This window comes from Vibrio vulnificus CMCP6 (assembly GCF_000039765.1).
GTDB lineage: Bacteria > Pseudomonadota > Gammaproteobacteria > Enterobacterales > Vibrionaceae > Vibrio > Vibrio vulnificus_B.
This window is the reverse complement of sequence record NC_004460.2, coordinates 189,064-201,675: the sequence shown is the minus strand read 5'-3', so window position 1 is coordinate 201,675 and position 12,612 is coordinate 189,064. Positions and strand designations below refer to the sequence as shown.

The window sequence follows — 12,612 nt, the reverse complement described above, 5'->3', positions numbered from 1 at the left end:
AGCTATGAAAAAAAACGGCATGATGCGATACAAACATTGAATCTAACTAGCTGTTTTTAATTTAATTTCAATGCAGTTCATTTTAACTCACCTTTAATAATTAAAAAGAATGACCTATTTCACGAATCGGTACTCTCAGAGATACTTAATGCAGCTTCGATTTAAAGCCGAGTACGAATTCGCCAGACTAAGCGCCCCTCCCTAGCCTATCTTCCCAAACTCGCTTACTATGCCAAGTACCCAATAGCTTTGTGAGTCATTCATGAGCAGCAAAAACAATAAAAACCTCGGTATTCTTCTTAAACTCAGTACCTTTGTTTCACCTTATAGATGGCGGGTTGCTGCCGCTTTGGTGGCGCTTGTGGCCACGGCGAGCCTTACCCTTTCTGTTGGGTATGGGGTACGTATGCTTATCGACCAAGGGTTTGCCCAGCAATCGTTGCATGAGCTCACCAATGCGATTCAGTTTATTGTTGGCGTGACTCTGTGCATTGCGATTGGCACCTTCTTTCGCTTTTATTTGGTCTCATCGGTTGGGGAGCGTGTCAGCGCCGACATTCGCCTTGCGGTGTTTAACCATGTGATAACCTTGCACCCGAGCTACTTCGAGACCAACAGCAGCGGCGATATTATGTCGCGGCTCACCACAGACACCACCTTGCTGCAAAGCATTATTGGCTCGTCGTTTTCCATGGCGATGCGTAGCGCGCTAATGTGCGTCGGGGCGATCATCATGTTGTTTGCCACCAACTTTAAACTCACGCTGATTGTGCTGGCTTCCGTGCCATTTGTGTTGGTGCCAATTTTGGTTTATGGCCGACGCGTGCGTGCCCTCTCTCGCCAAAGCCAAGATTCAATGGCCGATGTGGGCAGCTACGCCGGAGAAGCAATAGAACACATTAAAACCGTGCAAAGCTTTAGTTCTGAGCAACATGAAAAAGCCGCCTTCGCGGTTGAAGTTGAAAAGGCGTACGAAATCGGCAGACAGCGTGTAAAACAGCGGGCGATTTTAATCTCTGGCGTGATCGTAATTGTCTTTGGTGCCATTGCAGGCATGCTTTGGGTTGGTGGTAGTGATGTGATCCACGGAAAGATGTCGGCAGGCGATCTCGGCGCTTTTGTCTTTTATGCCATTATGGTCGCCTCTTCCACCGCCACCATTTCTGAAGTGCTGGGCGAGCTGCAAAGAGCGGCGGGCGCAACCGAAAGACTGATTGAAATTCTGCAAGTGGAAAGCGACATTAAAGCGCCTAGCCATCAGCAATCCATCCCCGCAGACATCCCTGCCGAAGTAAGCTTCGATTCGGTGAACTTCAACTACCCATCTCGCCCCAATCAGCCTGCGATCAAAGGCTTAAATCTCACCGCGGAACAAGGCAAAGTGTTGGCCTTGGTCGGCCCATCGGGCGCGGGAAAAACCACGTTGTTTGAACTACTGCAACGCTTTTACGACCCGCAACAAGGGCATGTGCTGTTGGGTGGTATCGATATTCGCCAGTTTGATCCTAACGAGCTGCGCCAACAAATGGCGCTCGTGCCGCAGCAACCAGCGTTATTTAGCCACGATGTGTTCCATAACATTCGCTACGGCAACCCAGACGCGACTGACGAGCAAGTGATTGAGGCGGCGAAAAAAGCGCACGCGCACGAATTTATTGAAAAGCTGCCAGAAGGTTATCACAGCTTTTTGGGTGAGCGCGGGGTCAGGCTCTCTGGCGGGCAAAAACAGCGCATTGCCATTGCTCGCGCGATTTTGAAAGATCCCAAAATTCTTTTGTTGGATGAAGCCACCAGCGCACTGGACAGCGAGAGTGAACACCACGTTCAGCAAGCACTTGAAGCGTTAATGAAAGGCCGCACAACGTTGATCATCGCGCATCGCCTTTCCACCATTCAACACGCCGATAAAATCGCCGTGCTGGACAATGGCGAGTTGGTCGATATCGGTAATCATCACGCCTTGATGCAAAGCTGTGAGCTATACCAGCGCTTGGTCGCATTGCAGTTTAAGCATCTGAATTAAAATCGTATTAAAACACATTGTTTAGCCCGCGGTAGCTCGTGGGCTTTTTGTTTTATTGGCAAGGCATAATGGCTTGGCTAAGACGACGATAGAGCGCGAATGCGTCACTTTTTGAAGTCAGATTCCCCAGCGCGAATTGATAGGCCAACTCTAGATCGTCACTTTGATTTGGATAATGTTCTTTCGCCACTCGTATGCACAGCGATAAGTCGGTGTACCAGCTTCCGTCGTTCTCCGCCACGAAGTAATACGCGGCACGCACCAATTTCTTACCGAGCACTTTTGCGATGTTTGCTTCGCTCATATCCGCAAAACTTGGGGCCATTTGTTGTAAAAAATGCGGTAAGTCGCCATTTAACGCGAGCGCAATCTCGAGGCTGGGTTTGTAGGGTGGAAACTGAACCGACAAATCGTTCCCCCAAATGCAGCAACAGCAATGCTTTAACCAAAATTGCCAGTGGTACTTTTCTTGTGGCGTGAGGATGTCATTTAGGTATCCAGGATCGATATCGAGTTTACTCACTTGCGAATACGTTTTGGCAATGGCCGCCGAAATCGTTTGGAAGATCGCACGTTGAGCATGACTAATGGGTGTTTTAAGCACGATGGAAATATCGAGATCGGAGTGTCCCGCTACGGCATTCCCTCTCGCGACACTGCCATAAATATAGATGCCATCAATTTGATCAGGAATCTGAGACAACAATTCTGCCACCACCGCATCGACAACCGTTTTGAATTCAGGCTGGATGTGTGTTGGCGAATAGGCATTGAGAATAAAGCCCCGTTTATCGAGCCCTCTGTCTTGCTCCTGCATGTGATTTCCCTTGTTGCGTTGTGAGAGGTATTAAGTGTAAATCTGAAGCGATATCGCTGATCCTAATTATGCAGCCCTTTTGTCGCCTATGACCACCGAACGGAAGCGGCGAAATGTAATCCACAAATGATCGAACCCGTCTTAAACGTTGCCACATTGCTTTGCATTGATGATTCCTCGGTACCGTTAACATTTCGCTCCTAACTTCGCTCGTCATCCTCGCGAATGCGGGGAACCATCGTACAACAAGTGCCACAGGTCTGTATTACCGCTGCGTTGACATCTTGCTGTCGATTTGCGCTATTGCGGGTGATGCACTTGCAAACGCAGCATACGGTGGGCGCAGATGAATGGATTCCCGCGTGCGCGAGAACGACGACAAGCGATGTGGCTCGATGTTTCAGTGCATTTTCGTTGCTACTGTCAGTTTGCGATTGCTCAAACGGTATCGAGTTCCCTTCTGTTTAGCCACCCGTTATCGACATTTCGGTATCGCTCTTTAGGCGTTTCTAACGGTAATATCACCACCGGAAATGGTGCATAAAATAAGACCCGCTTCTTTTGAATCGGCTTCTGTCAGGCGCTTGCCTTGGGCATTCCAGATAGAACTTTTGCCACAAGTTACCCAGCCGCCGGTCGGTGAAATATGGTTGCTCAATAAGACAGGAAAAGCGTGCTCTGAAGCAATATCAGAGAGGATTTTGGCATCCGTCTCATAGCCATTTTCAGAGATCAGCGCACTGACGAGGTAAAGGTCAGCACCCAGTGCTTTTGCTCTTTGGGCGTGTTCTGCATGAGTAAAATCCGCACAAATTGCCAAGGCGATTTGCTGCTCTTTGACGTTAAAAACGTAATCCGACGAGCCTGACGAGCAAAACTGCGCCTCACCTTCGTGCAAATATTGCTTGTCATAATATTCCACCCTGCCATCTGGAAAGCAGATCACCGCACCGATTGTCGGCTTTGCAGCGTCATCATGGCGTAATGGGCAACCGGCAATCACGATGACGTGATGTTCAACGCTCGCTTGAGACAACGACTGAATGCTTTCCGCCTCAGGCAACAGCGCCAACTCGTTGGCTAAATCGAGCTCATAGCCAGTGAGGGAAAGTTCTGGAAACACCACCACATCGGCATCGTGCTCTGCAGAACGTTCAATCATATAAATGTGCTGTGCAAGGTTGCTTGGGAGATCCCCTCTTACCACTGGAATTTGCGCCAAACTTATCGTGATCGCTGCGTTCATGTTTTCTCCCTTTTTCACGCCCAAAACAAGCTTGCCATGGTGCCGACTTTTCATTCACAACACAATTTCAAATCAATGCGTTCATTCACAAATAACAGACTGATTCACGTAAACGAAAAAGCCGAAAAAACAAAAGGCGAACTCAATGGATCGCCTTTTGTTTTATACCCTATTAACACCGAATCATTATTACGCTTCTGGGTTCTCTTTGGCGTTGATTTCCGCATACGTGTGCAGCAGTTCGGTCAGTGTTTTGACCCAAGCAAACACATCGTTGGGGGTGTTTTCGAGCAGTTTTTCCACTTGTGCGCAGTGCGCTTCAAGCGTGATCGCTTCTTCCAAACGAAATGAGATGGCGTAGAAATGCCAAAGCACAAGGCGAGTCATACGCTCACTGTTTTGTTTGGCGTTTTCTGAATCATCAAACGCTTGCTGAATTTCACTCAGTGCGATTGCCGTCATACGCAACATGGCATCAAGGCGCGCCGACAACATGCGGTCTTCACTATCCACTTCTTCTTGATCAAAAGTAAACAGTTCGCTCATCACGTCTTCAGGTACCATTTTACTGATCATGCGCACACTGAACTCTTCCAGTTCATGACGAGGCATGGAGACAAGACAATCGAAGGTGTAATCACGAAGCATAAAATCACTCTACATCAGTTATCACTTTTAGTGTGCGCATTCTAAGTGCTCAAATTTCAATTACCACTGTTTATTACTATTGACCCCAAAAATGGCCAATACTCAGCGATTTTAGTAACGAGTTACTTCAGCGGATCGTTATCCGGCAACGCGGCGTGAATCCAGAGTGCTAGGCGGTGCTTGATGTTTGCGCCATCGAGCTTGCTGTCGGGTAACGGAGCGATTTGCTTGGCATCCACCAAGAATAGGTAGACGGCTTTTACACGCACGGGTTGAGGTGATTGAGGTAAATCGAAGCCCTGCATTTTGGCCATCTTACCGCCTATCTCTAAGGCCTTTTTCACTAACTTTTCTTCGTTATTCAGCTTCGCGGTTTTGGACATGCTTTTCACCTATTCTTTTTCATCCTGCAAGGAGTATATCAGCGCTGAAAACACACGGTTTTATTCGGCGTTAAAATTGAGCGCAGCACGACAGAATAAAGGTTGTTTTTCGATTTATCGCTCGTAGGTTTGTACAAGATAAGAGCAGCAGGTAACAGGGTAAAGCGGCCCAATGTTGCTGAATTCCTCCGATACATTGGGCCACGAAGCACTTACGGGTTATTCATGCATCATCGCGGTGGCAAGCGCAAATCGATTCCACGCGTTGATCATGATGATCTGCATCATTGCTTGAGCTAAGCGCTCTTCTCCAAGTAACTCAAGGCAGATCTGATAGACGCTATCTGATACGCCAGCATCGGCAATTTTTGTCATGTCATCTGTTAGGTGAAGCACTGCTCGCTCTGCCTCATCAAACAGTGGCGACTCTTTCCATGCAGACAATGCAAACAGCTTTTGCTGAGCGATCCCGTTTTTCAGAGCCTCGGTGGTGTGCATCTGAATACAGTAAGCACACCCGTTGATCATTGACGCTCGAATTTTGATGAGCTCTTTAAGCTCAGTAGATAATGCGGTATCCGCAAGGTAGTTTTCTATTCCTAACATTGCCGTTAACGCTTGAGGTTGTACTTGAGCAAGATTGATACGTTTGGCCATTTTCCCATCCTTATTTCAGTGATAAATACCGCCTTAGTGCGATGGGGTTATTGTGCAGAATTCGATATTGCGGTGGAATGAGTATAAAATCTCAATCAGTTATGCATAAAACGCAAAGGTAAACACGTGCTAGAGTTACTCAAAGTGTTTGATCAGGTGGTCGAATCTGGCAGTTTTTCTCAGGCAGGAAGAGCGCTAAATATGGCCCCCTCGTCGGTGGCAAGAAATATTGATAGCCTCGAAAACAGAATCAAAACGACACTGTTTAAACGCAGCACGCGTCAGTTGATTTTGACCGAGGAAGGGCAATATTTTTATCAGCAATCGAGCAAGATCCTGCGCGACAGCGATAACTTATTGGCGGAAATGAGAGGAAATCATGGTGTGCCTGAAGGAATACTGAGAATCTCGGTATTCGAAAGCTTCGGCAATTTATGCCTCACTCCATTAATTCCAGAGTTCCTCGAGCGCTACCCCAAGATACAAATTGAACTTGAGCTGGATAACAAACTTGTGGATTTAAACAGCGACAATGTCGATATGGCGATCCGTATTGGCACCCCACAAGACAGCCGACTGAAAGCTCGGCACTTGCTAACCAATTACACCGCGTTGGTTGCTTCGCCTGCATATATAAATACTCACTCCCCTATAACAAAACCAGAAGATTTGCAGCAGCACAATTGTCTATTGATAAGTCACGAACGGCAGCGGAATTATTGGTACTTCCGCCAAAAATCGACCACTAGAAAACTCATGGTCGCTGGCAATTTAATTTCAAAAGGCGGCTCTCCTCTTTTATGTGCAGCGCTGCAAGGTACTGGCGTACTTCTGTTGTCGAAGTGGATGCTCAAACCCTATCTGGAAAGTGGGCAGTTAGTGGAATTGCTGCCGTCCTGGACGGCAACACACGGTGAGCTAGGCAGTGGTGAGATCTTCGCTATCTACAAAAACACACAATACCCCAAACCTCACCTGCGTGTGTTTTTGGACTTTTTGCTTGAGAAGCTTAAACCGATGCAAGAAACATTCAGTTCAAGCTAACCGCTGTGTGAACGATTTTTTCGGCTATGGTCGATCTCTTCGTGAATCACGCCGTTTGGTCGCCAATCTTTGGCAAGTGATAACGTGTGCTCCGGCCACCAGCGTCAGATTTAATCAGGCAGCCAAGCTCAGCAAGCGCGGCCAAATGCCTTGTGGCGGTGGGCTTACTCACTTTCGCAACCTTGTGGTATTGGGATGTGTTGATCCCCTCAGGGAAATCACCATCGAGCATTCGATTAAGCACTTTGGTTTGTTCACTCAACAACCGCGTTTGGTCTATGTGTCGCCAGTAATTGGTTTTAAATACCGTTTGTTCAATCTCTTTTAACGCAACATCAAAGGTTTCATTCAGCGTGTCTAAAAACCAACGTAGCCACGCGGTGATGTCCAAATCCCCTTTTTGCGTTTGCTCTAAGATCTCGTAATAGCTTTTTCGATTAGCAAGAATCGCTACCGACATGGCGTAAAAGCGCACGGATTGGTGCTCTGCTTGTGCCAGTGCGAGATCAGTCAGCACTCGAGTAATACGACCATTGCCATCATCCAATGGGTGTAGTGTGACAAACCAAAGGTGGGTGATTGCGGCTCTTAATAGAGGATCGAGTGAGGTATCCGTCTTTGAATCGTTAAACCACTGTATAAACGTGCTCAGTTCAGCGTCTAAGCAAGCTCTGTCTGGCGCTTCAAAATGGACAACGGGTTTGTCTATCCGTCCAGATACCACTTGCATGGGCGTTTCGCTTCTTAACTGCCCACCAATAACAGGATTGAACAGCGTGTATCCTTGGGGGAATAACAAGGCATGCCAGTGCAAGACGCGCTCTAAAGTGAGTGGAACCTCGAGGTTATCGACCGCGTCGAGCATGATCTCTGCCAGACCATCGGTCTGTTTCGTTGTTGGGAACGGATTCTCTTCACTGATGCCCAATTTGTTCGCAAGTGAAGAGCGCACAGAAAAGGCGTTGAGTTTTTCCCCTTCTATCGCGCTAGAGTGCACAATGTTGGCGAGCAAGGTATCCAGCATATTTTGGGTTTGATCAAGTGGCTGACAAAGCATTTTCCCTAACAAGATACCTTGATTAAGGCGCGTGGTTCTCACAAGCGGCTCAATCACACTTCTGTCCCACTCAAATTCAGGCCATGACGCCTGTTGCCAGATCCACATAACGGCTCCTTGATTCGAAAACCCTACATATTCGAATCACATTATGATTCGATTAATGCTTTTTTTCAAATCATATAGTGATGAGATTAAGTGTTGCATTCACATCAACCACCCTGCGCTTGTCGGAAAGCGCTTAATCGAAAAGCTGACACCGCCAGCGCGTTACTTGGAGCCACTTAGTGAATTGGAAGCTGCCTCTCCGGACAGCGTCGGTTATTTGAAGAAAATGCTGGCTCAGATGCAGGCCAAAAATGAAACACAAAGCTTTGGTATTTGCCGTACTTGCCGACACCACGAAGATCGCCCGGGCAGTACCTTTTATTGTCGCCTAACCGAACTGGAGCTCGATAAGAAGTTCGGCGAGTTGATCTGCTGGGAGCATCAGTATCAATCTTGAATTAGTATGGCGGATACTCATATTCGCCTTTATTTCAATCAGTTAAAATACATCCTCGCACTTTTACCTATCACGAACAGTAATGCTTTGGGTCACCATTAATCACTGCGATTGCTTACTTTTCTTGCGCATCTTTCAAACACATTAGCAACATTCAAAATTGGATCTTAACCTTGCAGATCATTCGGTTGTTCGAGAGTGGGAAAATCCTACACTGATCACAAAATTTACCACTTGGACAATATAATGAGCGACACTATCGCGAACAAAAGCAAATCAAAATCCAAATTGACCAAAACCCTTTTTCTTGCTGCTTGCGCCATTGCCTTTGGCGCGATGTACCTTTCTTGGCAATATTCCGATAGCCATCCGAGCACCGAAGATGCTTACGTTCGAGCGAAGATCCTCTCGGTTGCTCCTCAAGTACAAGGCCAAGTGGTTGCTGTGGAAGCGAAAGATTTCCAAGCCGTGAATAAAGGCGATTTGCTGCTAAAAATTGACGCCCGCCCTTACTTATTGGCCGTCAAACAGGCGAAAGCAGCGTATCAGTTAGCCGTTCAGCAACACGATGTCGCGGACAAACAAGTGACGGAAGCAGTCGCAGGATTAGACGCAGCGCGCTCCAATTTGACGGAAGCTCAGTTGGAATACAAACGTATTGATTCTCTCGTGACGCGTAAATTGACTTCTGCTCAAGATCTCGATACCGCTAAGAACAAACTGGCTAATGCTCAAGCCAGCCTAGAACAAGCGCGGGCATCGGTCGAAAAAGCAATTGCGAACCGTGGTGAAGAAGGGGCTGAAGCCGCAGTGGTTCAGCAAGCGGCCGCTCAATTGGCTCAAGCCGAGTTAAACCTGAGCTATACCGACATCACCTCGCCTGTGGATGGGATCGCTGGCGAAATCAACACGCATGTGGGCTCTGTGGTGGCTGTGGGTCAAACGCTGTTTCCGGTGATCATCAAAGACAGCTATTGGGTACGCGCCGCCTTCAAAGAAACGGACCTTACCCATATTAAACCCGGCATGGAGGCAGAAGTGGTGATCGACATGTATCCAGATCGGGTTTGGAAAGCAACGGTCGAAGAACTTTCTCCAGCCAGCGGGACTTCTTTCTCTTTGATGCCACCTGAAAACGCAACGGGTAACTGGGTCAAAATCAAGCAGCGCTTCCCTGTTCGTTTGGCGCTTGACGTGCCAAAAGACGCCCCTCAATTACGCGTGGGAGCCAGTACTGAAGTAACGGTTGATTTGCAAAGTCACCCACTTTGAGTGCTGAGCGATGAATAATCAAATAACGGCAGACAAACGGGGAATTGCCACCGTCGCCGTGATGCTATCTGCCATCATGGTGCTGATTGACATGACCGTGGCCAACGTCTCCCTTTCACATATGATGGGCGCGCTGGGCGCAACCGCAGACCAAATCACTTGGGTGCTGACAGGCTACAGCATGGCGGAGGCGATCTTCATCCCGATGACCAGTTTCTGGGTCTCTCGCTTTGGTGAACGCAAAGTGATGCTGGTGGCGGTGATTGGCTTTGTGATTGCGAGCGCCCTATGTGGCCAAGCTACCTCACTCGAAGAAATGGTGCTCTTTCGCATCATTCAAGGTGCGTTTGGTGCATCGGTCATCCCACTCGCACAATCGATGCTGGTGCAGATCTACCCTTCTGAGCAAAAAGGCAAAGCGATGGCAATTTTCTCCATCGGTATTTTGTTGGGGCCGATTCTCGGGCCAGTCGTGGGCGGAATCATTACCGATAACATCAACTGGCGTTGGATTTTCTACGTCAACCTTCCCTTTGGGCTGGTATGTGCGACGCTGATTTATCGCTACATTCACATCAGCAACAAAACAAAGCCGAATTTCGATTGGTGGATCATCGGCTATATGGCGCTCGGCGTTGGCGCGCTTCAATTTGTGCTGGATAAAGGCAATGACGAAGATTGGTTTAACTCACGCATGATTCAAACCGCGGCGTTACTTGCCGTTATTGGCTTGATTATGTGGGTCTATCGCAGTTGGAAAACCAAAAGCCCGATAGCGCCACTGTGGTTGCTGAAAGACAAAAACCTCATGGTCTCCTCGTTGATGATTGCGGTTGTCTCGATGGCGATGTTCGGCTTGACCACACAGCAACCCATGCTGTTGGAGAGTCTGTTGCACTATCCCGTTTCGACTACGGGCATGTTGATGGCTCCGCGAGGGTTGGCGTCAGCAGCCATGTTAATCCTAGTGATCAAACTCAATCCGCAGTTTGACCCTAGATTGAAGATCATCTTCGGCTTAACTTGCATCGGTATTGGTAGCTACTTGATGACCTTGTACTCGTTGGAAATCGATACCTTCTGGATCGTGATGCCCAGCATGATTCAAGGCATGGGTTTGGGATTAACCTTCTCTACCCTATCCACATTGGCGTATCTGACACTACCCAAAGAGCAATCGGTCGCGGGCGCCAGTATCTATAATTTGTTTCGCACCATTGGCAGCTCGTTTGGAATCTCCATCGCGACCACTTTTCAATATCGCGACAGTCAACAGCAATGGCATGCGTTGGGCGAAGGCATCAATCGTTATAATCCGGTGCTGCATGATTGGGCGGTGCAGCAAGGGCTCTCTATAACTGATCCTGCCGCGCTTGAGCAGTATCAGACCATGCTGCATCAACAATCACAAATGGTGGCCTTCATTCATACCTTCCAGCTCGTGGGGGTCATGTTCGTTATCATGATGCCAATGCTGATATTGATACGTTCGAAATAATCCTTAAATAGAGCGTATAAAAAACGAACCGCTGGGTTAATGCCAGTCAGTTAAGCTGACTGGCTTTTTTTATTGGGGTATTTCTTTGCCTTTGGTTTTATTGCTCTCGGATATATCCGCTCTTCTCGTTTAATGGACAAGACATGGTGTATCGCCTCCTCTTGCAAGTGAGTAATGCGCTTAGGGATTGTTCCCGCTGACTCCAACCAGAACCCCAAAATTACGTGAATGATAGAGTGAGCACACGTTGTGAAGCTCAGTTGGTTGGGGTAGATGCCAGGCACAGCTTTAGCCATGTTAACCATCTGATATCTAATAATGTTATAGCTAAGCAATAAGCCCCATAGTTCTTGTTTTACCATCTCTGGCTTCTTACTTCTCAGTGTGAACTCGTTGTTCAGAAGTGAAGACTTCATTTCACGATATCCCACTTCGATTTCCCATCTATGACTGTAAAGCTCTGCTATTTCCGCTGGCGGATAACGACGATGATCAGTCATCGAGGTCAAGATACTCACTTCTTTCCCTTTGATAGTTTTCTTTATCAGGCGAACTTCGATGGTTTCAGGTAGTGACAGGGACTTCTTTCTCGCTTGAGGCGTTGTCTTGAGTTCGACAATCCGATCATTGCGACCCAGCTTTCTAACTTCAGTAAATTGGGTATTCTTGCGCATTGGCATTAGCCAATGCCTTTCATTACCTGTATTTGCCCAACGATGAAGAAGGCTAAGAGAGTAAAAACCTCTGTCGAACATTGTGAGGCTGTAGTCTGGTGTTGTTTCAATCAGCTGTTCTGCCAATATCATCTCATTGGTTTTGTAACTCGCGAAAGCACTGGCGACCAGCATGTGACTGGTCAACTCCATCTGGCAAACCATACGCACCTGAGGAAAGCTACCTTCACCATTCTGATTTGACGCAGATTGAAACGCATCACGGTTTTCCTTAGTGTCTGGCGTTCGCCATACCACGCCATCGACAGCGAGGAGTTTTAATCCACACCAAGTCGGATGGTCAGCTGTTTCATTCCATAAGCTCTGGCTTTGATGAAATACTTCTTTCATTGCATCAGCCCCGAGCCGTTGTCTCGCTTGAACGATAGCACTAGGGGCAACCAGACTTCGCTTCCCGGGCAACATTAATTGCGCTTTGGAGACAATTGACCACAAAGGCTCTTGTCGGTAAAGCGACATAGCAACGACCGCCCAAACGGCCATGTCGAGAGGGATACGACGTTTACGAATAGTGGCCACACCGGAAGCTTCTAAGCATTGGTTGATGAAATCAGGGCAAAGAATGTCACTGAGTTTTCCAAGTTGTTCAGTATTGGGGGCATAACGATTGGCGAGTGTTAGGGCTGTAGTTAATTGCAAAATAAAAGGCTCAAAGTTTTAGAAACTTAGAGCCTTTATAAGCCATCTGCAGGATCGTTCAACCGATCATTTATCTCTTAACTGATCGG

12 protein-coding genes are annotated in these 12,612 nt (G+C 47.6%); 5 read left to right on the top strand and 7 right to left on the bottom strand.

Features of this window, described 5'->3' with window-relative positions:
• Positions 1-262 precede the first annotated feature (262 nt).
• Complete coding sequence (locus tag VV1_RS16040; RefSeq protein ID WP_011081160.1) at positions 263-2,023, top strand: ABC transporter ATP-binding protein/permease; 1,761 nt, start codon at positions 263-265, stop codon at positions 2,021-2,023.
• A gap of 52 nt (positions 2,024-2,075) precedes the next feature.
• Here the strand turns inward: VV1_RS16040 and VV1_RS16035 are convergent, their stop codons facing one another.
• The 5 genes from VV1_RS16035 to VV1_RS16015 all read right to left on the bottom strand — a co-directional run bounded on the left by VV1_RS16035 (position 2,076) and on the right by VV1_RS16015 (position 5,774).
• Positions 2,076-2,840: a nucleotidyltransferase domain-containing protein gene (locus tag VV1_RS16035; RefSeq protein ID WP_011081159.1), complete on the bottom strand. Its 765-nt coding sequence runs from the start codon at positions 2,838-2,840 to the stop codon at positions 2,076-2,078.
• A 499-nt stretch (positions 2,841-3,339) separates the two neighbouring features.
• Positions 3,340-4,086, bottom strand: coding sequence for a carbon-nitrogen hydrolase family protein (locus VV1_RS16030; RefSeq protein WP_011081158.1), 747 nt, complete (start codon positions 4,084-4,086; stop codon positions 3,340-3,342).
• Positions 4,087-4,275: 189 nt separating this feature from the next.
• Complete coding sequence (locus VV1_RS16025; RefSeq protein ID WP_011081157.1) at positions 4,276-4,734, bottom strand: hypothetical protein; 459 nt, start codon at positions 4,732-4,734, stop codon at positions 4,276-4,278.
• Positions 4,735-4,856: 122 nt separating this feature from the next.
• A complete protein-coding gene (locus tag VV1_RS16020; RefSeq protein ID WP_011081156.1) occupies positions 4,857-5,117 on the bottom strand; it encodes a DUF5062 family protein in 261 nt (86 codons plus the stop codon).
• A 219-nt stretch (positions 5,118-5,336) separates the two neighbouring features.
• Positions 5,337-5,774: a carboxymuconolactone decarboxylase family protein gene (locus VV1_RS16015; RefSeq protein ID WP_011081155.1), complete on the bottom strand. Its 438-nt coding sequence runs from the start codon at positions 5,772-5,774 to the stop codon at positions 5,337-5,339.
• 126 nt (positions 5,775-5,900) lie between these two features.
• On the opposite strand from VV1_RS16015, the gene VV1_RS16010 reads away from it, so the two are divergent.
• Positions 5,901-6,818 (top strand): LysR family transcriptional regulator, encoded by a 918-nt coding sequence (locus VV1_RS16010; protein WP_011081154.1) that lies wholly within the window; start codon positions 5,901-5,903, stop codon positions 6,816-6,818.
• A gap of 46 nt (positions 6,819-6,864) precedes the next feature.
• Here VV1_RS16010 and VV1_RS16005 read toward each other — a convergent pair whose 3' ends face one another.
• Complete coding sequence (locus tag VV1_RS16005; protein ID WP_011081153.1) at positions 6,865-7,983, bottom strand: Fic family protein; 1,119 nt, start codon at positions 7,981-7,983, stop codon at positions 6,865-6,867.
• Positions 7,984-8,038: 55 nt separating this feature from the next.
• Here VV1_RS16005 and VV1_RS16000 point away from each other — a divergent pair, with 55 nt between their 5' ends.
• From VV1_RS16000 to VV1_RS15990, 3 genes are all read left to right on the top strand, one after another.
• The gene (locus VV1_RS16000; protein ID WP_017790846.1) at positions 8,039-8,380 is read left to right on the top strand and encodes a hypothetical protein; all 342 of its coding nucleotides are present in this window, start codon (positions 8,039-8,041) and stop codon (positions 8,378-8,380) included.
• A gap of 246 nt (positions 8,381-8,626) precedes the next feature.
• Entirely contained in the window at positions 8,627-9,652 is a 1,026-nt protein-coding gene (locus VV1_RS15995) for an HlyD family secretion protein (protein WP_011081151.1), read from the top strand.
• A gap of 10 nt (positions 9,653-9,662) precedes the next feature.
• Positions 9,663-11,150, top strand: a complete 1,488-nt coding sequence (locus VV1_RS15990) for an MDR family MFS transporter (protein WP_011081150.1) — start codon at positions 9,663-9,665, stop codon at positions 11,148-11,150.
• Between the two features lie 50 nt (positions 11,151-11,200).
• Here the strand turns inward: VV1_RS15990 and VV1_RS15985 are convergent, their stop codons facing one another.
• Positions 11,201-12,523 carry an IS4-like element ISVvu2 family transposase gene (locus VV1_RS15985; protein WP_011079619.1) on the bottom strand — a complete coding sequence of 441 codons (1,323 nt, stop codon included), beginning with the start codon at positions 12,521-12,523 and terminating at the stop codon, positions 11,201-11,203.
• Between the last annotated feature and the right edge of the window lie 89 nt (positions 12,524-12,612).